This is a genomic window from Leucobacter sp. wl10 (genome assembly GCF_003569785.1).
Lineage (GTDB): Bacteria > Actinomycetota > Actinomycetes > Actinomycetales > Microbacteriaceae > Leucobacter.
In genome coordinates this window covers 287881-312783 of record NZ_KZ983988.1, presented here as the reverse complement: position 1 = coordinate 312783, position 24903 = coordinate 287881, and the positions used below count along the sequence as shown (strand labels likewise).

Genomic DNA, 24903 nt, shown 5'->3' with positions numbered 1-24903 from the left:
AAAGGAGCAATATGAAAGCCAGACTACTGACGCCCGGACGGGCTGCGATCATCGGCATCCCGATGATCGGCTTCTTCTCGACCCCGTTCTGGCCTTTCGCCCAGGATCCCACCCTGTGGTTCGGGCTCCCCGCCGTGCTCGTGTGGATCACGATTCTGGTCGTCCTCACCGTCGCGAGCATTCAGATCGTGGAGACCCTCTACCAGCGGAACGGCGGCCGTGAGAGCGACCGTCTCGATCGCGAGCGGCTCGAGACGGAGCAGATCCAGCAGCTGCGCGCGGAGCGCCTCGCCGCCGAGGAAGAGGAGGGCATCCGATGATCGTCACCGTCGTCATCATTCTCGGGATCGTCGTCATCGGCGCGCTGGGCGTCGCCAGCCGGCGGCGCCAGACCAGCGCCTCGCACTGGGTCGTCGGAAAGCGGGACATCCCGAAGTGGACCACCTGGTTCCTGCAGGCGGGCGAGTCCCTCACCACCTTCAGCTTTCTGGGGCTCGCGGGCATCGCCTTCGGCGGCGGCGTCAGCGCGGTCTACGCGATCGGCTACCTCACGATGGCGTGGCCGCTCAACTACTTCGTCGCGCCGCGCGTGCGCGAGCTCGCCCAGCGCCGCGGCTACCTCACCATGGCCGACTACTTCGAGGACCGATTCCGGGCACGCTGGCTCGGCAAGGTGGTCGCGGTCATCGGCGCCATCACGCTCATCCCCTACCTGCAGCTGCAGATCACGGGCCTCGGCATGATCGTCGAACTCGCCACCGGCAGCTCGGAGGCCCGCGGCCTGAGCATGGTCATCGCGAGTATCCTCGTCGCGCTCTTCGTCGCCTGGTCGGGCATCAAGGGCATCGCGCGGGTCGCGATCTTCAAGGATGTGCTGATGGCCCTCGCGCTCCTCGTCGTGATCGCCGGGGTGGTCATCAGCTTCAACGGCATCAGTCCCGTGTTCGCCGAGATCGCCGACAAGACGCCGACGCTGCTCACGGTGAACGCCGAGGGCTTCGGCACCGTGTGGTTCGTCACCTCGATGCTCGTCACGGTCATCGGCGCCGGCTTCGCGACGCTCCCGCACCTGTGGCCCCCGATGCTCGCCGCGAAGAGCGGCGAGGTGCTGCGGAGCAACGCGAAGTGGCTGCCGATCTATCAGCTCCTGCTCTTCATCCCGATCATGGTGGGGATGGCCGCGGTGCTGAAGCTCCCTTCGGACACCGTCGGCAACGCGGTGCTGCTCACCATGACCGGTGAGACCGTGCCGAACTGGTTGCTCGGCGTCGTCGCGGTGGGCGGCGCAGCCGCGGCCATGGTGCCCGCGGCCGGCATCGTGATGGGCATCTCGACGCTCGTGAGCACCAACGTGCTGCAGAACGTGCGCCCCGCACGCAAGATGACGGTCAACTACGTGGTCATCGTGCTGGCCCTCGGGCTCTCGCTCGCCTTCGGTCTCGTCCGCTCGGACATCGGCGCCCTGCTGCTGCTCACCTACGGGGGTACGACGCAGCTCGCACCGGGGATCGTGCTCGCCCTCCAGAAGCGAGTGCGCGTCGGTGCGTGGCCGGTGGGTCTCGGCATCGTCGTCGGCGTGCTCACCGTCGCGACGATCACCTTCGGCAACATCCCCACCGGCGGCATCGACTCCGGGCTCATCGCGCTCGCGCCGAACGTCATCGTGCTCGTCGCGGCCGAGGCCGTTCGCCGCAGACGGGGCGGGAAGGATGTCGAGCAGGTCGAGTTCGAGGAGGACGCGATGACCCTGGCCGCGAAATGACCGCCGCGCCCGCGGCGGCGTCCGGAGACGGCGCCGCGGGCGATCCCCACCGCTGAACGAAGGAGCCCCATGCTGGACACGCAACTGACCGACGCCGAACGGGCGGCGCTGCACGACACCTACCGGCACCTGCATCGCAACCCCGAGCTCTCGATGCAGGAGCACCGCACCGCGGAGTTCATCGAGGAGCGGCTGGAAGCACTCGGCATCGAGCACTTCCGATGCGGCGGTACCGGTGTCGTGGGGATACTGCGCAACGGAGACGGAGCGGTCGTCGGATTCCGCGCCGATACCGATGGACTCCCGATCGAGGAGCAGACCGATGCGGAGTACCGCTCGGACGCGACCGGCACGCTGCCGAATGGCACGGTCGTCCCGGTCATGCACGGATGCGGGCATGACACCCACGTCGCCGTGGCGCTCGCTGCGGTCGCATCGATGGTGCGTCAACGCGCGGAATGGGCGGGCACTGTGGTCTGGATCTTCCAGCCAGGCGAGGAGACAGCCGCGGGAGCTGCGGCGATGGTCGCCGACGGAATCTGGGATCGAGCGCCCCAGCCCCGAATCGTTCTCGGGCAGCATGTGTTCCCGGCTGCTCCGGCAGGCAGCGTAGCTCTTGCGGAGGGAACGGCGATGGCGATGGCGGACTCGCTGCGGGTTACCGTGCTCGGCAAGCAGTCGCACGGCTCGCAGCCGCAGGACTCGATCGATCCGATCGTCCTCGGCGCGCACATGGTCACTCGTCTCCAGACCATCGTTTCCCGCGAACTCCGGCCGCAGACGCCTGCAGTCGTGACCTGCGGCACGTTCCATGCCGGATTGAAGGAGAACATCATCCCCGAAAGCGCGGAGTTCACGCTGAACATCCGAACACTCACGGAAGACGTGCGCGAGCAAGTGCTCGGCTCGATCACCCGGATCGTGAACGCGGAGGCTCAGGCATCCGGCGCTCCGCAGCCGACGATTGAGGAGATCTACCGTTTCCCGCGGCTCTATAACGATGACACGGAGACCGAGCGGGTGCGCGCTGCGCTGCGTGCGGAACTCGGGGACGAGCAGGTCCGTGACATCGCACCGGCGATGGGTTCGGAGGACTTCGGACATTTGCCCGACAGCATCGGCGTCCCCGGGGTCTACTGGTTCTTCGGCGGATTCTCGAGGGAGAATCCGCCGCCTAATCACTCACCGTTCTTCCTTCCCGAGCTCGAGCCGACTTTGAGCACCGGGGTCCGAGCTGCGTTGGCGGCCATCGGGGACGCCCTCGAACCGAACAGCATCGACGAACCCGACGAGGACTGATGACGTCCCCTCGAACAGGAGAGGAAGACATGATGAATCAAGGCTCGCTGGACGGCGTGCTGGTGGTGGATCTGTCGCGCGCGCTGGCGGGTCCGCACGCGGGGATGGTGCTCGGCGATCTGGGCGCCCGGGTGATCAAGGTCGAGGCCCCGGGATCGGGCGACGATACGCGATCCTGGGGGCCGCCCTTCGTGTCCGGCGAAGACGGTGAGCCGTATTCGACCTACTTCCTGTCGTGCAACCGCAACAAGGAGTCGATCGCGCTCGATCTGAAGAGCGAGGACGGCCGCCGGGTGCTGACGGAACTGCTCGCTCGGGCCGACGTGCTGATCGAGAACTTCCGCACCGGGGTGATGGATCGCCTCGGCTTCGGCACCGCGGTGCTCGCCGAGCTGAACCCGCGCCTCGTGCAGCTGTCGATCACCGGTTTCGGGCACGACGGCCCCGAGGGCGGGCGTGCGGGGTACGACCAGATCGTGCAGGGCGAGGCGGGACTGATGTCGATCACCGGCTCGGGCCCCGACGATCCGCAGCGCGTGGGCACCCCGATCGCCGACCTGTTGGGCGGTCTCCACGGCGTCGTCGGCGTGCTCGCGGCGCTGCACGAGCGGGAGCGCACCGGCAAGGGCCGCGTGGTGCGCACCTCGCTGCTGTCGTCCATCGTGGGGGTGCACGCCTTCCAGGGCACCCGGGTGACGGTCGCCGGGGAGACTCCGGTCGCGCAGGGCAACCACCACCCGTCGATCGCGCCCTACGGGCTGTTCCGGTGCCGCGACGGCGCCGTGCAGATCAGCGTGGGCAACGAGCGCCTGTGGCAGGCGCTCTGCGCCGAGTTCGATCTCGACCCGGCCGCACCGGGGCTCGCCTCGAACCCCGAGCGCGTCGCGAGCCGGGGCGAGACGATCGCCTTCGTGGAGGCCGCGTTCGCCGACTCCGACGTGGCGCCGCTGCTGGAGCGGCTCCGCGGTGCCGGGATCCCGGCGGGCAAGGTGCGCGACCTCGGCGAGGTGTACGCGTGGGACCAGGTCGTCTCCCAGGGGCTCGTCATCGATGTGGAGCACGCCGCGCTCGGGCGCATCGCGCTGCCCGGCCCCGCGATCCGGTTCTTCGATGTCGACGGCGGGGGCGAGACCGAGCGCTCCCGCACCGTGCACGCGGCCCCGCCCGTGCTCGACCAGCACGGCGACACGATCCGCGCCTGGCTCGAGGCGGACGCGTGAGCGGCGCGGCCCGAGGCCCGGCCGCATCGATCGCCGCGGCCGCGAAGCCGCGCCGCCTGTCGGCGCACGACCTGATCGGACTGATCGCGGATCCCGACAGTTACGTCAGCTGGGACGCCGCGCCCGTCGAACCCGACCTGGGCGACGCCTACCGCGAGGAGCTCGTGGCGGCGGCTGCCAAGAGCGGTGTGGACGAGTCGATCATCACGGGCGAGGCCGTGATCGACGGCCGCCGCGTGGTGCTCATCGCGTGCGAGTTCTCGTTCCTCGCCGGCTCGATCGGCGTCGCCTCGGCGGAGCGCTTCGTGCGGGCCATGGAGCGCGCCACGGCGGAGCGGCTGCCCGTGCTCGCCTCGACGGCGTCGGGCGGCACGCGCATGCAGGAGGGCACCGTCGCGTTCGTGGCGATGGTGAAGATCGCGGCCGCCGTCGCCGCCCACCAGGGGGAGGGGCTCCCGTACCTCACCTATCTGCGCCACCCCTCGACCGGCGGCGCGCTCGCCTCGTTCGGGTCGCTCGGGCAGGTCACCGTCGCCGAGCCGGGCGCGCTCGTCGGCTTCCTGGGCCCCCGCGTCTACGAGGCGCTCTACGGCGAGAAGTTCCCCGTCGGCGTGCAGTCGGCCGAGAACCTCGCCAGGCACGGCATCATCGACGGCGTACTCCCGCCCGAGGGGCTGCGCGACGTCATCGCCCGCACCCTGCGCCTGCTCGAGCGGCCCACCCACGCCGAGCTCGCCGCCCGCGCCGCCGATCCCGGAACCGCGAGCGATGATCCCGCCGGATCGGCCGACACATGGGCATCGATCACCCGCACCCGCGACCGGCGCCGCCCCGGCCTCCGCGAGCTGCTGCGGCACGCCGCCACCGACGTCGTGCCGCTCTCCGGAACCGGTCAGGGCGAGCGGGATCCCGGCCTCGCGCTCTGCCTCGCCCGCTTCGGCGGGGTCCCGGCCGTCGTCGTGGGCCAGGATCGCCGCGCCCAGCGCGCCCACGCGCCCCTCGGCCCGGCCGCCCTCCGCGCCGCGCGTCGCGCCATGCACCTCTCCGAGGAACTCCGTCTGCCGCTCGTCACGGTGATCGACACGCCGGGCGCGGCGCTCTCGCGAACGGCCGAGGAGGGCGGGCTCGCCTCCGAGATCGCGCACTGCATCGCCGACCTCGCCACACACCGGGGGCCGACGCTGTCGATCCTGCTCGGAGAAGGCACCGGCGGCGGTGCTCTCGCGATCCTGCCCGCCGACCGCACCCTCGCGGCCGAGCACGCCTGGCTCTCGCCGTTGCCGCCGGAGGGCGCCTCCGCGATCGTGCACCGCGATACCGACCACGCGGCCGAGCTCGCCGAGCAGCAGGGCGTCGCCTCGGCCAGGTTGCGGGCGAACCGCATCGTCGACCGCGTCGTCGCCGAGCGGCCCGATGCCGCCGATGAGGCCGTCACCTTCTGCCGGCGCATGGGCGACGCCGTCGCCCAGGAGCTCGCCGCATTGCAGCTCACGCAGCCCGATCGGCGGCGGGTGCTGCGGCACGAACGCTACCGGCGGCTCGGGCTGTAGGGCGCCGGCCGACTCGTCGTCGACCGGCAGACCGGTGCTGCCCGGGCCGCCGACCGCGGGCTCTACTCTTCGAAGACCTTCTTCGCGATGGCCTGCACGTCGCGGTCGAGGTTGTCCACCCGGGTTTCGAGACGCTCGAAGCGCACCCCCATCTCCGTGCTGAGGGCGTCGATGCGGGCGTCGAAAGTCTCCAGGCGCGCATCGAAGACGTCCAGGCGCGCGTCGAAGGCGTCCATGCGCGATTGCAGCTTGGCCTCGACAACCTCGACCTTGGTGGTGATCTGCGCCGTGTGCGCGGAGAGGGAGCGCATGAAGGACTGGCTCATGAAGGTGAGCATGCCGAAGAGCGCGGCGGCGAAGACGCCGATGATCGTCCAGATCTGCGGATCGTTCAAAGCGCTCACGCACCCATCTTCTCGTGGAATCGGCCGGGGGTACAGCCGATGTTGGCAGAGGTGTCGGGGTTGCGTTCGCCGGGAGGCAAATTTGTGGATAAGTGGCTGAACAGCCCTTTTAATTCGGGATTGTGAGCGAAGTTAGACGGCAATTCTGTCGTATCCGTGGGTGGGTAGATCGTGCTGGGTGCAGGACACGCCGCTCCCCACTCCAATGCACGATCGTGCAGCATCGTGACCGGATTCTCGCCGCGATCGAGCACAGGCTCNTCAGGCTCCTCACGAGGATCGCGTTCGGGTTCCGCTCCATCGATGCGTTGATCGGGCTCGCGATGCTCACCCTCGGCGGTCACCGGCCCGGGTTACCAGGGCGGTAACCCACGGATACATCATAAGAGCCCTTAATTATCTCATTTAGGGATAATTGTGGTTCAATGGGCGCATGACCGATGACGCCCACTCGCTGAAGATCGCCGTCTGGCAGGCCGCGAGCGCGCCGGCCGACGTCGAGGTCAACCTCGCGGCGCTCGACTCGGCCGCGAGTGCGGCGAGCAGCAGGGGAGCCGAACTGCTCATCACGCCCGAGATGTACGTCACCGGCTACAACATCGGCGATCGGGTGCGGCAGCTCGCGGCGGAGCGACCGCTCGAGCGTGTGCGTGGCATCGCGCGGCGCCACCGGATCGGGATCGTCGCAGGCGGGCCGGAAGCGCCGGGCGATCCCGGTCTCGCCGACGCCCCGGTGTTCAACGCCGCCTGGCTCATCGACGAGCAGGGCGAGGTGCTCGCACGACACCACAAGATCCAACTCTTCGGGGAACTCGACCGCGCGCTGTTCGTCGCCGGAGACGCACCAGCGACGATCGCGGACTTCCACGGTCACCGCATAGCCCTCCTCATCTGCTTCGACGTCGAGTTCCCCGAGACGGTGCGCGCAGCCGCGCGGGCCGGAGCCGACCTCATCGCCGTTCCCACCGCTCAGATGGAGCCCTTCGCGTTCGTCAACGAGCACCTCATACGCGTGCGGGCTTGGGAGAACGGCGTGTTCGTCGCCTATGCCAATCAGCACGGACCAGACGGCGCGTTCACCTATGTCGGCCGCAGCGTCGTCGCCGACCCGCTCGGGCGTCATCTCGCAGCGGCGCCGGCTGAGGGCGACGCGCTGCTCGTCGCCGAACTCGATCCGCGATGCCGCGCCGCCGCCCTAACCCAGAGCCCCTACCTCGCGGAGGTGCGCAGCTCCCTGCTCGCGCCGGGCCCCCTTCCCTAGCCGCCCGATCTCCGCAGACCCCCGGCGATCGGCGGTCGCGGGCCGCTTGGGCGGCGCAGCCGACGCCGAACCGAGAAGAACCGAGTGAGGAAGTCCCATGACACGAGAATCCACCCGAAAACGCGAGGCGGAGACGCAGCGGCAGTCCGGGCTCAGCGGCAACCTGGGCACCGGCAGCATCGCCTTCATGGTGATCGCGGCTGCCGCGCCCCTCACCGTCATCGGCGGCAACGCGCCGCTCGCCATCGGACAGGGCAACGGGGCAGGCGCACCCGTCGGCTTCCTGCTCGCCTCGATCGTGCTGCTCCTGTTCGCCGTCGGCTTCGTCGCCATGACGCCGTTCGTGAAGGAGGCGGGCGCCTTCTTCAGCTACGTCACCCTTGGCCTCGGCAGCCGGCTCGGCATGGGAACCGCCTACGTCGCGCTCGTCGCATACACCGCGATACAGGCTGGGATCTACGGCTACATGGGCTGGGCGATCATGGACCTCGTACGATACTACGGCGGTCCCGAGATCCACTGGTCGTTCTTCGCGATCCTCGCGCTCGTCATCGTCGGCCTGCTCGGCTACCGCCACATCGAGCTCTCGTCGAAGGTGCTCGGCGTCGCCCTGGTGCTCGAACTGCTCGTCATGATGGTCGTAAACGTCGCGGTCATCGTCGACGGCGGCCCCGAGGGCCGCTCACTCTCGTCCTTCGACCCTCAGGTGTTCCTCACCCCGGGCATCGGAGTCGCCGTGCTCTTCGCGCTCACGGGGTTCATCGGCTTCGAGTCGACGGCCATCTACCGCGACGAGGCGCGCGAGCCGAGCCGCACGATCCCGCGCGCCACCTACCTCGCCGTCGGCATCATCGGCGTCTTCTACACCCTCTCGGTGTGGGTCCTCGTCGTCGCAGCTGGCCCCGGATCAGTCACCGAGGTCGCCCAGCAGACGCTGTTCGGGTCGAAGAACATGCTGCTCGACACGGCGGGCGACTTCGCGGGCGGAATCACCCGCAGCGTCATGCAGATCCTGCTCATCACCAGCCTCTTCGCCTGTGTGCTCAGCTTTCACAACATCGTCGCCCGCTACCAGTTCGCCCTCGCCAGAATCGGCTCCATGCCGGCGCCTCTCGGCCGAGTGCATCGCCGTCACCGCAGTCCCGCCGTCTCCTCGCTCGTGCAGAGCGTCACCGCCCTCGTTCTCGTGGGAGTGTTCGTGGTCGTCGGTCTGGATCCGCTCGTCGAGGTCTTCGGCTTCATGGCGGGTGTCGCCACGATCGGCATGGTGATGCTGATGCTGTTCACCACGCTCGCCGCGTTGGTGTTCTTCCTCCGCCGTCCCCACCTGCGCAAGAACGTGTGGACGGGTACGGTGGTGCCGGCCGTGGCGGTCGCCGCGCTCGCCGCCTCGGCGTGGCTCGTGCTGTCGAACTTCACCATGATCACGAGCGGCAGCCTCGCCGTGAGCATCGGGTTGGCCCTCGTCCCGCCCGTGGCGCTCATCATAGGCGCAGCCGTGAATCGGAAGGACCGTGGCCGCGCCGTCGACGCCCAAGCGGCCGAGAGGTAACGGGCGAGCGACACGCCCGAGGTACGATCCGTCCCGTCCGCCTCCTGCCCCACTGCCCGGTCCGGGATCCGGCTTCGATGATCCCGGATCCCGGACCTGCTTGTCACCGAATCCGGATCTCTCACCGACTCGGGATCCTCGACCCCCGCAGAACGCCGAGACGGCGGAGGCGACGGATCCCGCCCCTAGACTGGGAGCATGGCCGATGCTGCGCAGCGCGGTGTGGCGACCGCGCGACCCGATCCGGCGACGATGCCCCGCGTCGCCGCGATCTCGCGGCTGAGCGCCGTGGACACCGTGCGCGCCCGGCTGACCCTCGCCATCAATCTCGGGCTGCTGCAGTCGGGGGAGCGGCTCCCGGCGGCAGACGAGATGGCTGAGTCGTTCGGAGTGAGCGTCGCCTCGGTGAAGCGCGGCCTCGCCGTACTGCAGCAGGAGGGTGTCGTCGTGCGGCGGGCGGGGCGCTACGGCGGCAGCTACGTCGGCGGATCGCAGCACGGCGGGCACCACGGCGCGGACGCCCAGGTGCGATCCTTCCTCGACGACGACTCCCACGTGCACACGCTCATCGACGAGCGAGCGGTGCTCGAGGCCGGATTCGCCGCGCTCGCCGCGGTCAGCCGCACCGAGGACGAGGTCGCCGAGCTGCGGCGTCTCACGAGCCGAATGGCTGGGACCCGCAGTTGGGCGGAGTTCCGCAATCTCGATCGGGCGTTCCACCGCAGCATCGTCGAGGCGGCGCGCACGCCCCGCGCCGAGGCGCAGGCCGCGCGCGTCAACGCGGCGCTGGATCCCTATTTTCTGCCCTACGGCATGGGGCTGCTGCACGACAGCAACCGGGAGCACGAACTCATCGCGGACGCCCTCGCGGACGGAGACGCCGGCGAGGCCGCGCGCCTCACGGCTGCGCACATCAAGGAGTTGCACGCCTCCATGTACGTCGGGCTCACGAACGCTGGCTGATCCGCGCGACGGCGCCGCGGGGTCGCGCGCTACGAGGAGGCGAGCAGGTCGGCCACCGAGGGCAGCACCTCGTCGGGGCGGAACGGGAAGCGCTCGATCTCGGCGCGATCCGAGATGCCCGTCATCACGAGCACCGTGTGCAGGCCGGCCTCCATGCCCGCGACGATGTCGGTGTCCATGCGGTCGCCGATCATCGCGGTGTTCTCGGAGTGCGCGCCGATCCGGTTGAGCGCCGAGCGGAACATCATGGGGTTCGGCTTGCCCACGATGTAGGGCAGTTTGCCGGTCGCCTCCGTGATGAGCGCGTTGATGGCGCCCGTCGCGGGCAGCGGCCCCTCGGCGCTGGGACCGGTCGCGTCGGGGTTGGTCGAGATGAAGCGGGCGCCGCCGATGATCAGTCTGATCGCCTTCGTGATCGCCTCGAAGGAGTAGTTGCGGGTCTCTCCCACGACCACGAAGTCGGGGTTCGACTCGGTCATCACGTAGCCGGCCTCGTGCAGGGCGGTGAGGATCCCCGCCTCGCCGATCACGAAGGCGGAGCCGCGGGGCTTCTGCTGCTTGAGGAACGCGGCGGTCGCGAGCGCGCTCGTCCAGATGCGCTCCTCGGGCACCTCGATGCCCGACGCGGTGAGGCGGGCGCTGAGGTCGCGGGCCGTGAAGATCGAGTTGTTCGTGAGCACCAGATACGGGAGCTCCTCGTCGCGCCAGTGCCGCAGCAGCTCGGCGGCGCCGGGAATCGCCCGGTTCTCATGCACCAGCACGCCGTCCATGTCGGTGAGCCAGCACTCGATGTCGCCGCGGCGGGGGTGGATCGTGCTCTCGGTCATGCCATCCAGGGTATCGCCGGCGTGTGAATGCCGGGTTTCGGGGAGCCGGGCGAGGGGGGCGGGGAGGGGCGCGTCCTCGCCCGGCGCAGACCCTCGCCCACTCGGCGTCGGTCTCTCGCCGCGACGCGCGCGGCCGTTACGCTCGGCTCTCGCGTCCGACGAGCTCCGGCACGGCGCTCAGCAGCTCCAGCGTGTAGCTCGCTTCGGGGGCCGTCCACACCCGCTCGGTCGGCCCCTGCTCCACGAAGCGGCCGGCGCGCATCACCGCGGTGCGATCCGCGATCGTGGCGACCACCGCGAGGTCGTGGGAGATGATCACCATGCCGATCCGCAGCTCGTCGACCAGCCCGCGAAGCAGCGCGCCCACGTGCTTCTGGGAGGAGGCGTCGAGTGCCGAGATCGGCTCGTCGGCCACGATCACCCTCGGCTTCGCGAGGAGCGCCTTCGCGATCGCTATCCGCTGTCGCTGGCCGCCGGATAGCGCGTGCGGATAGCGGCTGCGGAGCGCCGGATCGATGCCGACCCGTTCGAGCACGTCGGTGATAGCGTCGATCCCGGCCTCGGGGGCGCGGGCCTCCCCGCGGGCGCGGGCGGCAGCGTTCCACACCTCCTTGAGCTGCCGGACGATCCGGCGTCTCGGGTTCAGCGAGGCGTAGGGGTCCTGGAACACCATCTGCAGCGGGACGAGGGCGTCGGGCCGCCGCCTGATCGGCAGCGGCCTCACCTCCTCGCCGAGGAATCGGATCGATCCGCCGCTCAGCCTGTTGATCCCGACGAGCGCGCGGGCGAGCGAGGACTTGCCGCAGCCGCTCTCGCCGACGATGCCGACGATCTCGCCCGGGCGCACCTCGAGATCGACCCCCTGCACCGCGATGAAGCGGCCCTTGCCCTTCACGCGATAGCTCACGACCGCATCGCGGACGTCGAGCAGCGGCTCGGGTGTCTCGGCGCCCTGCGCCGCGCGGGTTGCGATGCTGTTCATGCTCGGATCTCCTTCGGCAGCGGCCACGGCACCCGTGGCACCGCGTCGAGCAGCACCCGCGTGTACGGGTGCTGCGGTGACCGGAACACCCGCTGGGCGTCGCCCGACTCGATGATCTCGCCGGTGCGGAACACGTTGAGACGATCGGCGATCGAGCTGAGCATCGCGAGGTCGTGCGTCACGAAGATGATCCCCATGCCGCTCTCGCGTCGCAGCTCGTCGAGCAGCCCGATGATGCCCGTCCTGATATTGGCGTCTAGCGCCGTCGTCGGCTCGTCCGCGATGAGCAGCCTCGGTCCGCAGGCGAGCGCGATGGCGATCGAGACGCGCTGCTTCATGCCTCCCGAGAGCTGATGGGGATACTGGCCGAGGAGTCTCCGGGGCTCCCGCAGATGCACGCGCTCCAGCAGCTCGACCGCCCTGGCCCGCGCTTCGAGCTTGCCGAGGCCGAGGTGGAGGCGCAGGTGGTCGGTGAGCTGCTCTCCGAGCTTCAGCATCGGATGCAGGCTCGACGACGGATCCTGCAGCACCATGGCGATCTCGGCGCCGCGGGTGCGCTCCCACGCCTTCGGGGTCTGGGTGAGCAGCTCCCGCCCGGCGAAGCGGAGCGAGCCCGTGGCCGTGAGCCCATCGGGGAGCAGGCCGAGCAGGCTGAGCCCCGTGAGGGTCTTGCCCGAGCCGCTCTCGCCGACGACGCCGACGACCTCGCCGGCCTCGACCGTGAATGACACGCCGGCGACGAGCGGATCGCCGACGCCGCTCGCCCGCTGGATGCGGAGGGTCTCGACTTCGAGGAGGGTCACTGCGATGCTCCGTTCTCGCTCAGGCGCGGTTCGAGATTGTCGCGGATCGCGTCGCCGATGACGTTGAACGCGAGTACCACCGAGACGATCGCGATGCCCGGCACGACCGCGAGCCACCACTGGTCGAAGTACTGCACCGCCCCCGAGATCTGCGATCCCCACTCGGGCATCGGCGGTGCCGCGCCGAGGCCGAGGAAGGACAGGCCCGCGAGGAAGAGGATCGCGGATCCGATGTCGAGCATCGCGAGGACCAGGACCGAGCCGCTCACGGCCGGGAGCAGGTCGACCAGGATCGAGCGGAACGGTCCGACGCCCGAGAGCCGGTTGGAGAGCACGAACTCCGATTCGCGGAGCGCGAGCACGATCGAGCGGACGGCGCGGGCGTAGGCGGGCCACCAGCTGATCGCCGCCGCGATGACCGCGTTGCGCACGCTCGGGCCGAGAGCCGCGGCGATCGCCATCGCGAGGATGATGCCGGGGAAGGCGAACACGAGATCGGCGATGCGCATGAGGATCTCGTCGATCCAGCCGCCGAAGAAGCCGGCGATGAGTCCGATCGCGGTTCCGAGGAGCGCCGCCGCGGCGACGATCATGAGGCCGTTCGGCACCGAGGTGCGCGCGGCCGCGAGGGTGCGGCTCAGGTTGTCGCGGCCGAGGGCGTCCGTGCCGAGGAGCGCGGTCCCGTCCGGCGCCGTGAGAGCCGGGCCCACGGTCGCGAGCGGGTCCTGCGGCGTGAGCGCGGGGATGGCGATCACGAGGAGCCAGGCGAAGAGCACGGCGAACGACACGATCATCGAGGGCGTGCGCAACCACTTCGGGAGGCGCCGGCGCCGGTGGTCGCCGCCCGGCTCGGCGATCATGGTGATCACATCGGTGCGGCTCATTGGAGTCGAATCCTTGGGTCGAAGGCCGAGGCCAGAAGATCTGCGAGGAAGTTCACGGCGAGGAAGATCACGGCGATCACCACGGAGATGCCGGTGATCGCGGTGACGTCCAGGTTCGTGGCGGAGCGGTAGGCGTACTGGCCCAGGCCGTCCCAGGCGAAGATCTGCTCCACGTAGACGGTCGCGGCGAGCAGGAATCCGAACGAGAGCGCCGTCACCGTGATGATCGGGCTCGAGGCGCTGCGCACCGCGTATCTCATGAGCACGCGAGTGCTCGGCAGGCCCTTCACGCGCGCGGCTTTCACCGCGTCGGTGTTGAGGCCGTCGAGTACGGCGCTCCTCGTGAAGCGGAGCACCATCCCGAGGTTCGAGAGCGCGAGGACCGTCGCGGGAAGGATCAGGTGGCTGACCGCGGAGCTCCACGCGCCGAGATCGCCGACGAGCAGGGAGTCGATCGTGAGGAAGCCGGTGACGGTCGGCGGGGCGGTCGCGGTGGCGTCGAGACGGCCGCTGCCCGGCAGCCAGCCGAGCTGGCGGAAGAACAGGGTCGAGCCGACGAGGGCGAGCCAGTACGTGGGGAGGCTGACGCCGAGCAGGGAGACGATGCGCGCGAAGTGGTCGGGCCAGCGGTTCCTGGCGTTGGCCGCGATGATGCCCAGCGTGACGCCGATGAGCACGGAGAGCACGGTCGCCCAGAGGACGAGCTCGAGGGTCGCCGGCGCGTACTTCGCGAGGTCCCGGGCGATCGGCTGCCCGGTCTGCTGCGAGATTCCGAGGTCGCCCCGGAGGAGACCCCCGAGGTATCGCAGGTACTGCTCCCAGATCGGGAGGTCGAGGCCGAATTTCTCCCTGAAGGCGGCGACGGCCTCCGGGTTGGCGAGGGCCTGCTGGCTGAGGTTCGCGGTCTCGGGGCGGAGCGGGACCAGCACGCCGAGCCCGAAGGAGACGAGCGTGATCCCGAACAGTGTGATGAGCGAGGTGCCGAGGCGCCGGAGGATGAAGCGGAGGTATCCGCCGCCGGCGCCCGATCCCGGGGCGGAGCGCTGCTGAGCCTCCGCGCCGGGATCGGTCAGTGTGCGCGTCACGGTGCTGCTTTCCTGCCTGTGATCGGCGGATCTCAGCGGATCTGCGAGAGGTTGATCGAGGCGAGCGGGTCGTGGCTCACGTACTCGACGCTCTTCGAGGCGACGAGGAAGAAGGAGGGCTCGAGCAGGTATGCGAAGGGCGCCTGCTCGTTCATCGCCCTGTTCCACGCGGTGAACGCGGCCTCGCGGTCGTCGCCGGTCGCGACGCGCGCCTGCTCGGCGAGCTCCGCCACCTTCGGAGCCGCCTCGGCGGGCCACTGCACGCGCTGGCCGATGAGGTTGCCCGCGGAGAAGACGAGCACGTCGGAGGGGTCGGCGGTGTCCGGCGGCCACGACCAGAGCGCCATCTCGGTCTCTCCGTCGACGTAGCGCTGCAGCGAGGTCGAGGTGGGTGCGGGGTTGAGCTTCACCTTGAGCCCGATCGCCTCCAGCTGGGTCTGGATCCCCTGCGCGAGCACGTTGTAGTCGATGCCCGCGAGGCGCGTGTAGTCGTTCGCGTAGTCGAGGGTGACCTGCGTGCCGGTCTTGCCTGCGTCGGCGAGCAGCTTCTTCGCGGCCTCGGGATCCGATTTCGGGCCTTCGCCCTCGGGGGAGGTGTACGCGCGCAAGTTCGTTGCGGGGGTGCCGGTGCGCTGCGCGGTCGGCGTCGCGGAGCTCGCCCGACCGAGCATGCTCGTCGAACTGACGGCGATCGCCGCCGTGCCCGCCGCCGGCTGATCTGCCGCGCCCCGCGGGTGCACTGGGGATTCGGGGGGTGCGAAGCGGGAGCGCGGATCCGCCGGGATCCTGGCAGACTGGAGGCATGCACGAGAGAGCGGGACGGCCGGCGCAGGAGCAGGATCTCATCGACGTGGAGGCGCTGCTCGCGGCGTACACGGAGCTGGTTCCGGATCCCGCCGACCCCGCGCAGCGCGTCGTGTTCGGCACATCCGGCCACCGGGGCTCGTCGGTGAAGCGCTCCTTCAACGAGGCGCACATCATCGCGATCAGCGCGGCGATCGCCGAGTACCGCGCGGCCCGGGGGATCCGAGGCCCCCTGTTCATCGGCGCCGACACCCACCCGCTGTCCTCCCCCGCCGAGCACACGGCCCGCGAGGTGCTCTCCGCCGCCGGCGTGCACGTGCTCGCGAGGGCGGGCTCGGGCGACGAGCTGTTCGTGCCCACCCCGGCCCTGAGCCACGCGATCCTCACCCACAATCGAGACCGCGCGGCCGACGATCCGGAGCGCGCCGACGGCATCGTGGTCACTCCGAGCCACAACCCGCCCGCCGACGGCGGCTTCAAGTACAACCCGCCGCACGGCGGCCCCGCCGACGCCGACACGACGAACTGGATCGCCGACCGCGCCAACGAGCTGCTGGCCGGCGGAGTCGGCGCGGTGCCGCGGGCGAGCGAGGACGGGATCGGCGGGGAGCCGGTGGGCCGCTACGACTTCCTCGGCGAGTACGTCGAGTCGCTCGGCGACGTCATCGACGTGGCCGCGATCCGCGAGGCCGGCGTGCGCATGGCCGCGCACCCCCTCGGCGGCGCGAGCGTCGCCTACTGGTCGGCCATCCGGGATCGCTACGATCTCGACGTCACGGTGCTCGGCCCCGGGGTGGACCCGCGGTGGGGGTTCATGCACCTCGACTGGGACGGCAGGATCCGCATGGATCCCTCGTCGGCGTCGGTCATGTCGACGGTCGAGGAGTACCGGCAGCTGTACCCGATCGTCACCGGCAACGACGCAGACGCCGACCGTCACGGCATCGTCACCTCGGATGCCGGGCTCATGAACCCCAACCACTACCTCGCGGTGGCGATCGACTACCTGCTCGCGCACCGCCCCGGCTGGTCTGCGACGGCGCGCGTCGGCAAGACGCTCGTGTCCTCGGGCCTCATCGACCGGGTGGTCGCCGCGCACGGACGGGAGCTGCTCGAGGTGCCGGTCGGGTTCAAGTGGTTCGTGCCCGGGCTCTCGGACGGCAGCCTCGTGTTCGGCGGCGAGGAGAGCGCGGGAGCCTCGTTCCAGCGCTTCGACGGCACGGCGTGGAGCACCGACAAGGACGGGATCCTGCTCGCACTGCTCGCCGCCGAGATCCGGGCCGTCACGGGGCAGTCGCCCTCCGAGCGCTACCGCGAGCTGGTGGAGCGCTTCGGCGAGTCGGCCTACGCCCGAGTCGACGCGACCGCCACCCCGGAGCAGAAGGCGCGGCTCGGCGCGCTCTCGCCCGACGACGTGACCGACACGGTGCTCGCGGGCGATCCGATCACCGCCGTGCTCACCGCCGCGCCCGGCAACGGCGCGCCCATCGGCGGCCTGAAGGTGCAGACCGAGCACGCCTGGTTCGCGGCGCGCCCCTCCGGCACCGAGGACGTCATGAAGATCTACGCCGAGTCCTTCCGCGGGGCGGAGCACCTGGCCGAGGTGCAGGAGGCGGCGCAAGCGCTCGTGGCCCGGGTGCTCGCCTGACACGTCGGGCCCGCAGGGCGCCCCGAGCGTCGCGTGAGCGGGTACGCTGGTGCCCATGCCCGAGAAGCCCGCCGCCAGCCGCCGCTACTCCTACCTCGGGCCGGCGGGAACCTTCACGGAGGCGGCGCTCAAGCAGGTGCCCGAGGCCGCCGGCCAGGAGTGGAATCCGGTCGACAACCTCGGCGAGGCGCTCGGCGACGTGATCTCGGGCTACAGCGACGCCGCGATGATCGCGATCGAGAACTCGATCGACGGCGGCGTGACGGTGGCGCAAGACGCCCTGGCCACGATCCCGGGTCTCAGGATCGTCGGCGAGTACCTCGTGCCGGTGCGCTTCGTGCTCGTGGCGCGGCCCGGCACGCGCCTCGAGGACATCGCGGTCGTCTCGGGTCACCCCGTCGCCTACGGTCAGTGCCGTGCGTGGCTCGACGATCAGGTGCCGCGGCACCGCCACCTGCTGGCGACCTCCAACGTGCAGGCCGCGGCCGACCTCTTCGACCCAGAGAGGGGTATCGACGCCGCGATCGCGCCGCCGGGCATCGAGGAGCACTACGACGTCGACGTGCTCGCCGAGGGCATCGCAGAGAACCCGGATGCCGTCACGCGCTTCGTGCTCGTCGGGCGCACGGCGCCGGTCGGCGAGCCGACGGGCGCCGACAAGACCTCGCTCATCGTCGAGCTCCCCGAGGACCGCGCGGGCGCGCTGCTCGAACTGCTGGAGCAGTTCGCCACCCGCGGCGTCAACCTGACGCTGCTCGCCTCGCGGCCCATCGGCGACCGCATGGGCCGCTACCGCTTCGTCATCGACGCCGAGGGGCACGTGATGGACGAGCGGGTCGCCGACGCGCTGCTCGGCGTGAAGCGGTTCAGCCCGCGCGTCGTGTTCCTGGGCTCGTATCCGCGGGCGGATCGCGTGGCGGCGACCATCCGCGACGCCCACGACGACGACACCTTCCGCGACGCGCGCGACTGGCTGCGCGAGGTGATCGAGGGCGTCGACCTCTCAGAGTGAAAAGCGGCGCCGTCCGCCCCGATCCGGCGCTGATGCGGTCGCGCCGGATCTCCGGCCGAGACCCCTGGCAGATGCGTCAGAGCCGGGGCGACCACTCCGGCAGCACCCGCACGACGAGGGCTCGGGGGTCCACCTCGCCGCTCGCGGCCACCGCGAGCCCGAAGTCGTCGCCGTCGAGCTGGATCGGCTCCGGCCGCGGCACCGCGAGCGCGTAGCGGGTGGCGCGCGTGTAACTGACGCTCCTCGTGTCGTTCGTGAGGTCGATGATGCGGCGCCCCGCCCTCGTCTTGCGCAGCACCCCGTTCTCCCAGCCGATCTTGTTCCAGATGCGCAGCCACGAGAACGGGCCGAGGGGGCGCAGCGCCACCACGTCGAGCTTGCCGTCGTCGAGCTTCGCCTCCGGGATCAGCAGCACGCCGCCGGGCATCAGGCCGCAGTTGCCGATCATCACGGTGTACACCGAGAGGGACTTCACCGGCGCGTTGTCCACGGAGTAGTGGATCTGCAGCGGCTTGTCCGTGAGCATGGTGCGCACGCCCGCGTCGACGTAGGCCAGCCAGCCGAGCCGCTTCTTGAGCGTGGCCTTCGTCGCCGATATCGCTCGGGCGTCGAGGCCCATGCCCGCGAGCACCAGGAAGACGTGCTCGTCGACGGAGGAGTCCTGGCGCACGATCTTGAGCACGCCCAGGTCGATCGCGCGGTTGCGGCCGAAGAAGGCGGCCCGCACGACGTCGTCGAGCCGGCCGAGCGGCACGCCGAGGTTGCGGGCCAGCAGGTTGCCGGTGCCCTGGGGCACGATGGTGAGCGGGATCCCGCTGCCGTGGAGCCCCTCCGCGACCGCGCGCACGGTGCCGTCGCCCCCGCTGGCCAGCACCGTGCTCGCGCCATCCGCGATCGCGCGCCTGGCGGCCGTCGCCCCGGCGTCGTCCTCGGAGGTCTCGTACCAGCGCGTGCGCGTCCAGCCCGCCTGCCGCTCCTGGAGGGCGACGGCGGCGCCGAGCGCTGCGAGGTCGGTCTTGAGCGGATGGTAGACCACGGCGGCGCCCGGCAGGGGGCGAGCGTGGGGGCCGGACATGGCTCCAGCGTAGCGGCGATGCCTGGCTCGGCGCCGTGGGCCGGGAGGCCTGCGGGCGGCGATCGAACCGGTGCGACGCGGGTGCGCGGCGGGCTTGACGCGGATCCGGCACAGACGCGCACCGCTAAGCTGGGAGCCGTGATCGATCCCGTACTGCTCCGCAACGATCCAGAAGCCGTGAAGCGTTCCCAGCGCGCGCGCGGAAACGACGAGGCGGTGGTGGATGAGGCTCTCGCCGCCGATGCCGCCCGCCGCTCGGCGCTGACCGAGTTCGAGACGCTGCGCGCCGAGCAGAAGGAGTTCGGCGGCCGCGTCAAGGCGGCCCCGAAGGAGGAGAAGCCGGCGCTCATCGCCCGGGCGCAGCAGCTCGCCGCCTCCGTCAAGGCCGCGGAGGCCCGCGCCAGGGAGGTGGATGGGGAATTCGAGGCGCTCGCCATGCGCATCGAGAATCTCGTCGTCGACGGCGTGCCCTCGGGCGGCGAGGAGAACTTCGTCACGCTGCGCGAGGTCGGTCCCGTGCCCGAGTTCGACTTCGAGCCGCGGGATCACGTCGAGCTGGGCGAGCTGCTGAGAGCCATCGACATGGAGCGCGGCGCGAAGGTTTCGGGGGCGCGCTTCTACTTCCTGCGCGGCGTCGGCGCGCGGCTCGAGCTGGCGCTCATGAATCTCGCGCTGGATCGGGCGCTCGCCCACGGCTTCACGCCCCTCATCACGCCGACGCTCGTGAAGCCCGAGATCATGCGGGGCACCGGCTTCCTCGGTGAGCACGCCGACGAGGTCTACCACCTGCCGGCTCAGGATCTCTTCCTCACCGGCACGAGCGAGGTCGCGCTCGCGGGCTATCACGCCGACGAGATCGTCGACCTGTCAGCCGGACCCCTGCGCTACGCGGGCTGGTCCACCTGCTACCGAAGCGAGGCCGGTTCGCACGGCAGGGACACCCGCGGCATTCTGCGCGTGCACCAGTTCAACAAGCTCGAGATGTTCGTCTACGCGGATCCCGCGCAAGCCGAGGCGGAGCACGACCGGCTCGTGGCGTGGCAGGAGGAGATGCTGCAGTCGCTCGGCCTGCACTACCGCGTGATCGACGTGGCCGCGGGCGATCTCGGCTCGAGCGCCGCGCGCAAGTTCGACATCGAGGCCTGGATCCCCACCCAGGGCGCGTACCGCGAGCTCACGTCGACCTCGAACTGCACCACGTACCAGTCGCGGCGTCTCGCCACCCGGTTCCGCACCGAGACGGGCAAGACGGCCCCGGTGGCCACGCTCAACGGCACGCTCGCGACCACGCGCTGGCTGGTCGCGATTCTCGAGACCCATCAGCGAGCCGACGGCAGCGTCGCGGTTCCGGAGGCGCTGCGGCCCTACATCGGCGGCCTCGAGGCGCTCGTGCCGGAGGGGGTGTGACGTGACGATCTCACTCGCGCCGAAGGACCGGCACATCATCGCGCTCGACGTCGACGGCACCGTGCTCAACAACGCCGTGATCGACGCCGACCACGAGGACGGGATCATCGATCCCGAACTCGCCTCGGCGATCCGCGGACTGCACGGCGCCGGCCACGAGGTGGTGATCGCGACCGGTCGGTCGGTCGACGCGACGCTGCCCGTCGTAGAGAGGCTCGGCATCCGGCCGGACTGGGTCATCGCGTGCAACGGCGCGATCACGCTGAAGCGGGATCCGCTCGCGAACCGCGGCTACCGCCGCGAGTACGTGGAGACCTTCGATCCGAGCGACGCCCTCGTGCGGATCCGCACGCAGCTCGTCACGGCTCGGTTCGCGGTCGAGCTGGCCGACGGCGGCTTCCTGTACACCGACCCGATCGCGAGCGGCACGCTGCCCTCGGCTCGACGTCACGTGGCCTTCGAGGATCTGCTCGGCGTGCAGGCGACGCGGGTCGTGGTGGTGTCGCCCGACCACCTGCTCGAGGAGTTTCTCGACGCCGTGGAGACGCTGGGGCTCACACACGTCTCGTACGCGGTCGGCCGCACCTCGTGGCTCGACATCGCCCCGCACGGCGTCACGAAGGCGAGCGCCCTGGAGGTGGTGGCGGCGAAGCTCGACATCCACCGCTCGCGGGTGTTCGCCGCGGGGGACGGGCGCAACGACATCGACATGCTGCGCTGGGCCGGACGCCGCGGCGACTCCGTCGCGATGGGCCAGGCCGTGCCGGAGGTGCGGGCGGCGGCCGGGCGCGTGACCGGCACCATCGACGAGGTCGGACTGCTCGCGGCGCTGCGCGACCGCTTCGACTGGCTGTAGGGTGCCGCGCGGAAGACACCCGAGGGGTCGCCGCCGTCCCGGCTCGTCACTCGCACCGATGCGGCTTTGGTAGGCTCGACGGCGGAGGGTTGTCCGAGCGGCCGAAGGAACTTGTCTTGAAAACAAGCAGGCGGTAACCCCGTCTCAGGGGTTCAAATCCCCTACCCTCCGCCACACCGGCCGAGCCGGCGCGCATCGACCCCGCGGGGCGTGCCCCCTCGGCCTCGGTCAGGCGACGATGTAGGGCCGTCGGCGTTCCACAGGTAGAGCAGCGTCGCACTCGAGCAGGAGAGGCCGTCTCGCTGCTCTCCGTGATCTCCTGCACGGTGACCTGGAGATAGTCGACCAGCCCCGGGGAAACCGAGGCGGCCGCTTGCGGAGCGGCCACGAGACCGCGCTGGGGGCCATCACCCCATGATTCTCCTGCACCGAGTGCCCGCTCGCAATGGGGGAGGGCAGAGGGGTGGTCTGCGGATCGCAGCCCCTCAGGCGCTGGTGAGCTCCGCCGCCGCGGGCGCGGACAGCCCGGTCGCCGGTCGCCCGTTGCCCTCGTAGGCGAGGTATCCGCGCTGGATCTCGATCTTGTCCGCGATGAACTTGGCGTCGTGCCAGACGCCCCAGATGAAGGTCGAGCCGCGGTGCGACTGCCAGGGCAGCCCCAGGAAGTAGACGCCCGGCTCGGCGGAGACGCCGCGCTCGTGCTTCGGCAGTCCGCGCTCGTCGAGGGCGTCGACCTGCAGCCAGCCGTAGTCGACGCGGAAACCCGTGGCCCACACGATGGAGGCGACGCCCGCCGCCGCGAGGTCGAGCTCGAGCACGGGGTCGGTGACGCAGGCCGGGTACGGGCCGAGGTCGCGCGCCGCAGGCTCCTCCGGCAGGTCGAGGCCCATGCGCGCGACGTAGGCGTCGGCCTCGTCGAGGATCGAGAGGTAGTTCTCGTCTCCTCGACGGATGTTCTCGGCGAGGTCGGCGCCGAAGCGCATGACGCCGTTCTCGTAGGCGCCGGCACGTCCCACGAGGGTGATGCCGCTCGCCGCGAGATCGCGGAAGTCGATGGTGCGCCCGCCATGGGTGCCGCTCACGGCGATGGTGACGTGCTCGGCTCCCTCGGCCGGGGTCGACTTCTCCCAGAGGCCGAGCGTGCCGAGCCACCAGACGAAGCTGCGGCCGCGGTAGCGCTGCGGCGGGCGGTCGTGCGGGCCGACGGCGAGGGTGACCTCCCGCCCGGCCTGGCGCAGCTCGTCTGCGATCTGCACGCCGGAGGAGCCGGCGCCGACGACGAGCACGGCGCCCGCGGGAAGCTGCTCCGGGTTGCGGTACTCACTCGAGTGGATCTGGCGGATGCCGGCGTCCTCGGGAACGATCGGCGGGAGGGAGGGCAGCTGGAAGGCGCCCGTGGCCGCGACCACGTAGCGCGCCTCGACGGGCCCCGCGCTGGTCTCGGCGACGAAGCCGGCCCGACCCTCGTTGCGGCGCACGGCGGTCACCTCGACGCCGGTGCGGATCGGCAGGCCGTACTTCTCGGCATAGGCCTGGAAGTAGGCGGCGACGCGTTCCTTCGACGCGAACTCGTCGGGGTCGATGTCGTCGAACTCCATGCCGGGAAGCCGGTCGTGCCAGGCGGGGCCGTTGGCCACGAGCGAGTCCCAGCGCTCCGACCGCCAGCGTTCTGCGATGCGGTGGCGCTCGAGGACGATGTGGGGGATGCCGCGTGCGGTCAGGTGCTCGCTCATCGCGATTCCGGCCTGGCCGGCGCCGACGACGAGGACCTCGGTGGCCTCGGCTTCTGGGCTGGACATACGTACTTCTCCACTCGGACGGCTCGATACGGGGAGCGGCTCCGAGGGCGCGAGGGGCATCGGGATCCGCTCCGGGGCGAGCGTGTGCTCGTCCCGCGGTCCCCAGCAAACCCCATGCGGGGCCGGCAAAGCCAATATGCATTCGCGGTGCAATGCATCGCCTTGATAGATGCAATGCGGAAACTGGATCGTTTTAACGCATCTATGGGCAGTGCTCGGAGAGAAGCTCGCGAATTACCGCCTCGACTGCGCGAGCGCGAGCGGAGCGCCTCGACTGCGCGAGGGAGCACACCGCGATGCTGAGGCTCGGCACCGGATCGCTGATCTCGATGGTCACGGTGCGGGCGCCCGTGTAGGTCTGCTCGATGCGCGGGCGCTGGTTGAGGATCGAGTACCCGAGCCCGGCTGCGACCATGGAGCGCACGGTCTCGTAGCTCGAGCTGCGGTACTTCGTCTTCGGTATGATCCCCGCTTGCAGGAGGATCCCCTGGAAGTACGCGCTGCTGCTCGGGAGGTCGAGCAGCACGAAGGGGTCCTCGGCGATGTCGGCGAGGGCGATCCGCTTGCGCGAGGCGAGCCTGTGCCCGGTGTGCACGATGACGTGCGGGCAGAACTCGCCCACGATCTCGCGGTCGACGCCGTCGACGTCGGTGAGGTTGTAGCTGATGGCCAGCTCGGCCCGGCCGCCGCGCAGCGCCGCGAGGCTCTCCTGGTGGTCCCCCTCGAGCACCTCGACCTCGAGCTCAGGGTGCCGCTGCTGCAGCGTGCTGATGAGCTCGGGGAGCAGAAACGGCGCGAGCGTGTTGAAGCAGGACACCGTGACCGAGCCTCGGATCTCGTTCTGTTCGGCGCAGATCGTCTCGATCGTGTCGTTCAGGTGGTCGAAGAGGTGGCGGGATCTCTGAAGGAGCGTCTCGCCCGCCGGTGTGAGCGCGAGGCCCTTGGAGCGCTGCCGGATGAAGAGCGGTGCGCCGAGTGCACGCTCCAGCTGGGTGATCGCCGTCGAGACCGCAGACTGCGCGACGTGGAGCTCTTGGCTCGCCGCGGTCATGTTGAGCGTTTTCGCGCACTCGGCGAAGTAGACGAGCTGCGTGAGCGTGAGCGGAAAGCGCTGCGGCACGGTGGGACTCCCTGCATGATCGATGGCCGGTCTCGCGAGCCGGAGCCATACATCTGTTTGTCAGATACTCTGCGTAACTTTTCACTATTTTACAGAATTCCTCGGACGTCCCGAGAATGGTGGCTGTAGCAGGCGACCATTCACCACTCGACGAGGAGGACACCGTGGCCGAGACGACTCACGTGCGGTTGAGGAAGTTCAACACGAAGGAGACCTACCCCGAGCAGAACCTCGACAACGACCTCTGCCAGGCCGTCGTGGCGAACGGGGTCGTCTACCTCCGCGGCCAGATCGGTCAGGATCTGGACACCCGGGAGTCGGTGGGTATCGGCGACGTGGTGGCGCAGACCGAGCAGGCGATGTCGAACATCCGGGTGCTCCTCGAGGAGGCGGGCAGTCGCCTCGAGGACATCGTCAAGGTGACGGTCTACATCATCGATCCGCGCTACCGCGAGGACGTCTATCGCACGATGGGCAAGTGGCTCAAGGGCGTCTACCCGGTCTCGACCGGCATCGTCGTGCAGGCCCTCGCCCGCCCCGAGTGGCTCGTCGAGATCGACGCGACCGCCGTGATCAGCGAGGCGTAGGCG

General features: G+C 70.2%; 23 protein-coding genes and 1 tRNA gene. 14 read left to right on the top strand and 10 right to left on the bottom strand.

All coding sequences use genetic code 11. The annotated features are described in order from the left end of the window. Window positions 1-11: 11 nt before the first annotated feature. The 5 genes from D1J51_RS03660 to D1J51_RS03640 all read left to right on the top strand — a co-directional run bounded on the left by D1J51_RS03660 (window position 12) and on the right by D1J51_RS03640 (window position 5831). Window positions 12-320: a hypothetical protein gene (locus tag D1J51_RS03660; protein WP_119073806.1), complete on the top strand. Its 309-nt coding sequence runs from the start codon at window positions 12-14 to the stop codon at window positions 318-320. Further along, on the top strand, window positions 317-1762 hold the full coding sequence (locus D1J51_RS03655) for a sodium:solute symporter family protein (RefSeq protein WP_119073805.1): 1446 nt from the start codon (window positions 317-319) through the stop codon (window positions 1760-1762). The genes D1J51_RS03660 and D1J51_RS03655 overlap by 4 nt, the downstream gene beginning before the upstream one ends. Window positions 1763-1831: 69 nt before the next feature. Next, the gene (locus tag D1J51_RS03650; RefSeq protein WP_119073804.1) at window positions 1832-3061 is read left to right on the top strand and encodes an amidohydrolase; all 1230 of its coding nucleotides are present in this window, start codon (window positions 1832-1834) and stop codon (window positions 3059-3061) included. A 29-nt stretch (window positions 3062-3090) separates the two neighbouring features. Continuing rightward, a complete protein-coding gene (locus D1J51_RS03645) occupies window positions 3091-4281 on the top strand; it encodes a CaiB/BaiF CoA transferase family protein (RefSeq protein ID WP_119073803.1) in 1191 nt (396 codons plus the stop codon). After that, window positions 4278-5831 carry an acetyl-CoA carboxylase carboxyltransferase subunit alpha/beta gene (locus D1J51_RS03640; protein WP_240422846.1) on the top strand — a complete coding sequence of 518 codons (1554 nt, stop codon included), beginning with the start codon at window positions 4278-4280 and terminating at the stop codon, window positions 5829-5831. Before D1J51_RS03645 ends, D1J51_RS03640 begins: the two co-directional genes overlap by 4 nt. 62 nt (window positions 5832-5893) lie before the next feature. On the opposite strand, the gene D1J51_RS03635 is transcribed toward D1J51_RS03640, so the two are convergent. Continuing rightward, complete coding sequence (locus D1J51_RS03635) at window positions 5894-6235, bottom strand: hypothetical protein (RefSeq protein WP_162903645.1); 342 nt, start codon at window positions 6233-6235, stop codon at window positions 5894-5896. 433 nt (window positions 6236-6668) lie between these two features. Between D1J51_RS03635 and D1J51_RS03625 the strand changes: the two genes are divergently transcribed. From D1J51_RS03625 to D1J51_RS03615, 3 genes are all read left to right on the top strand, one after another. Further along, window positions 6669-7496, top strand: a complete 828-nt coding sequence (locus tag D1J51_RS03625; protein WP_119073801.1) for a carbon-nitrogen hydrolase family protein — start codon at window positions 6669-6671, stop codon at window positions 7494-7496. A gap of 97 nt (window positions 7497-7593) precedes the next feature. Continuing rightward, a complete protein-coding gene (locus D1J51_RS03620) occupies window positions 7594-9048 on the top strand; it encodes an APC family permease (RefSeq protein WP_119073800.1) in 1455 nt (484 codons plus the stop codon). Between the two features lie 198 nt (window positions 9049-9246). Continuing rightward, window positions 9247-10011, top strand: coding sequence for a FadR/GntR family transcriptional regulator (locus D1J51_RS03615; protein WP_119073799.1), 765 nt, complete (start codon window positions 9247-9249; stop codon window positions 10009-10011). A gap of 29 nt (window positions 10012-10040) precedes the next feature. On the opposite strand, the gene D1J51_RS03610 is transcribed toward D1J51_RS03615, so the two are convergent. From D1J51_RS03610 to D1J51_RS03585, 6 genes are all read right to left on the bottom strand, one after another. After that, a complete protein-coding gene (locus D1J51_RS03610; protein ID WP_119073798.1) occupies window positions 10041-10838 on the bottom strand; it encodes an HAD-IIA family hydrolase in 798 nt (265 codons plus the stop codon). A 136-nt stretch (window positions 10839-10974) separates the two neighbouring features. Further along, window positions 10975-11820, bottom strand: coding sequence for an ABC transporter ATP-binding protein (locus D1J51_RS03605; protein WP_119073797.1), 846 nt, complete (start codon window positions 11818-11820; stop codon window positions 10975-10977). After that, window positions 11817-12623, bottom strand: coding sequence for an ABC transporter ATP-binding protein (locus tag D1J51_RS03600; RefSeq protein WP_119073796.1), 807 nt, complete (start codon window positions 12621-12623; stop codon window positions 11817-11819). The genes D1J51_RS03605 and D1J51_RS03600 overlap by 4 nt, the downstream gene beginning before the upstream one ends. Next, entirely contained in the window at window positions 12620-13507 is an 888-nt protein-coding gene (locus D1J51_RS03595; protein ID WP_119073795.1) for an ABC transporter permease, read from the bottom strand. The genes D1J51_RS03600 and D1J51_RS03595 overlap by 4 nt, the downstream gene beginning before the upstream one ends. Next, entirely contained in the window at window positions 13504-14592 is a 1089-nt protein-coding gene (locus tag D1J51_RS03590) for an ABC transporter permease (RefSeq protein ID WP_240422844.1), read from the bottom strand. The genes D1J51_RS03595 and D1J51_RS03590 overlap by 4 nt, the downstream gene beginning before the upstream one ends. Before the next feature lie 32 nt (window positions 14593-14624). Next, entirely contained in the window at window positions 14625-15332 is a 708-nt protein-coding gene (locus D1J51_RS03585; RefSeq protein ID WP_119073794.1) for an ABC transporter substrate-binding protein, read from the bottom strand. Between the two features lie 62 nt (window positions 15333-15394). Here D1J51_RS03585 and pgm point away from each other — a divergent pair, with 62 nt between their 5' ends. Both pgm and pheA read left to right on the top strand, forming a co-directional pair. Next, complete coding sequence (gene pgm / locus D1J51_RS03580) at window positions 15395-17044, top strand: phosphoglucomutase (alpha-D-glucose-1,6-bisphosphate-dependent) (RefSeq protein ID WP_119073793.1); 1650 nt, start codon at window positions 15395-15397, stop codon at window positions 17042-17044. Between the two features lie 55 nt (window positions 17045-17099). Continuing rightward, the gene (gene pheA / locus D1J51_RS03575) at window positions 17100-18056 is read left to right on the top strand and encodes a prephenate dehydratase (RefSeq protein WP_119073792.1); all 957 of its coding nucleotides are present in this window, start codon (window positions 17100-17102) and stop codon (window positions 18054-18056) included. 76 nt (window positions 18057-18132) lie between these two features. Here pheA and D1J51_RS03570 read toward each other — a convergent pair whose 3' ends face one another. Continuing rightward, window positions 18133-19131 (bottom strand): diacylglycerol/lipid kinase family protein, encoded by a 999-nt coding sequence (locus tag D1J51_RS03570; protein WP_119073791.1) that lies wholly within the window; start codon window positions 19129-19131, stop codon window positions 18133-18135. Window positions 19132-19269: 138 nt separating this feature from the next. Here D1J51_RS03570 and serS point away from each other — a divergent pair, with 138 nt between their 5' ends. From serS to D1J51_RS03555, 3 genes are all read left to right on the top strand, one after another. Next, entirely contained in the window at window positions 19270-20538 is a 1269-nt protein-coding gene (gene serS / locus D1J51_RS03565) for a serine--tRNA ligase (RefSeq protein ID WP_119073863.1), read from the top strand. A 1-nt stretch (window position 20539) separates the two neighbouring features. After that, on the top strand, window positions 20540-21394 hold the full coding sequence (locus D1J51_RS03560) for an HAD family hydrolase (RefSeq protein ID WP_119073790.1): 855 nt from the start codon (window positions 20540-20542) through the stop codon (window positions 21392-21394). Window positions 21395-21477: 83 nt separating this feature from the next. Beyond that, window positions 21478-21568: transfer RNA gene (locus tag D1J51_RS03555), tRNA-Ser, on the top strand. A 311-nt stretch (window positions 21569-21879) separates the two neighbouring features. On the opposite strand, the gene D1J51_RS03550 is transcribed toward D1J51_RS03555, so the two are convergent. Beyond that, window positions 21880-23193 (bottom strand): flavin-containing monooxygenase, encoded by a 1314-nt coding sequence (locus tag D1J51_RS03550; protein WP_119073789.1) that lies wholly within the window; start codon window positions 23191-23193, stop codon window positions 21880-21882. A 202-nt stretch (window positions 23194-23395) separates the two neighbouring features. Then, window positions 23396-24313, bottom strand: coding sequence for a LysR substrate-binding domain-containing protein (locus D1J51_RS03545; RefSeq protein WP_119073788.1), 918 nt, complete (start codon window positions 24311-24313; stop codon window positions 23396-23398). Between the two features lie 164 nt (window positions 24314-24477). On the opposite strand from D1J51_RS03545, the gene D1J51_RS03540 reads away from it, so the two are divergent. Further along, window positions 24478-24900: a RidA family protein gene (locus D1J51_RS03540; protein ID WP_205547678.1), complete on the top strand. Its 423-nt coding sequence runs from the start codon at window positions 24478-24480 to the stop codon at window positions 24898-24900. Window positions 24901-24903 lie beyond the last annotated feature (3 nt).

What these genes read in the sequence shown, in the direction of transcription:
- D1J51_RS03660 (WP_119073806.1), top strand. Translation starts at nt 12, where the DNA reads ATGAAAGCCAGACTACTGACGCCCGGACGGGCTGCGATCATCGGCATC.
- D1J51_RS03655 (WP_119073805.1), top strand. Translation starts at nt 317, where the DNA reads ATGATCGTCACCGTCGTCATCATTCTCGGGATCGTCGTCATCGGCGCG.
- D1J51_RS03650 (WP_119073804.1), top strand. Translation starts at nt 1,832, where the DNA reads ATGCTGGACACGCAACTGACCGACGCCGAACGGGCGGCGCTGCACGAC.
- D1J51_RS03645 (WP_119073803.1), top strand. Translation starts at nt 3,091, where the DNA reads ATGATGAATCAAGGCTCGCTGGACGGCGTGCTGGTGGTGGATCTGTCG.
- D1J51_RS03625 (WP_119073801.1), top strand. Translation starts at nt 6,669, where the DNA reads ATGACCGATGACGCCCACTCGCTGAAGATCGCCGTCTGGCAGGCCGCG.
- D1J51_RS03620 (WP_119073800.1), top strand. Translation starts at nt 7,594, where the DNA reads ATGACACGAGAATCCACCCGAAAACGCGAGGCGGAGACGCAGCGGCAG.
- D1J51_RS03615 (WP_119073799.1), top strand. Translation starts at nt 9,247, where the DNA reads ATGGCCGATGCTGCGCAGCGCGGTGTGGCGACCGCGCGACCCGATCCG.
- D1J51_RS03610 (WP_119073798.1), bottom strand. Translation starts at nt 10,838, where the DNA reads ATGACCGAGAGCACGATCCACCCCCGCCGCGGCGACATCGAGTGCTGG.
- D1J51_RS03605 (WP_119073797.1), bottom strand. Translation starts at nt 11,820, where the DNA reads ATGAACAGCATCGCAACCCGCGCGGCGCAGGGCGCCGAGACACCCGAG.
- D1J51_RS03595 (WP_119073795.1), bottom strand. Translation starts at nt 13,507, where the DNA reads ATGAGCCGCACCGATGTGATCACCATGATCGCCGAGCCGGGCGGCGAC.
- pgm (WP_119073793.1), top strand. Translation starts at nt 15,395, where the DNA reads ATGCACGAGAGAGCGGGACGGCCGGCGCAGGAGCAGGATCTCATCGAC.
- pheA (WP_119073792.1), top strand. Translation starts at nt 17,100, where the DNA reads ATGCCCGAGAAGCCCGCCGCCAGCCGCCGCTACTCCTACCTCGGGCCG.
- D1J51_RS03570 (WP_119073791.1), bottom strand. Translation starts at nt 19,131, where the DNA reads ATGTCCGGCCCCCACGCTCGCCCCCTGCCGGGCGCCGCCGTGGTCTAC.
- D1J51_RS03550 (WP_119073789.1), bottom strand. Translation starts at nt 23,193, where the DNA reads ATGTCCAGCCCAGAAGCCGAGGCCACCGAGGTCCTCGTCGTCGGCGCC.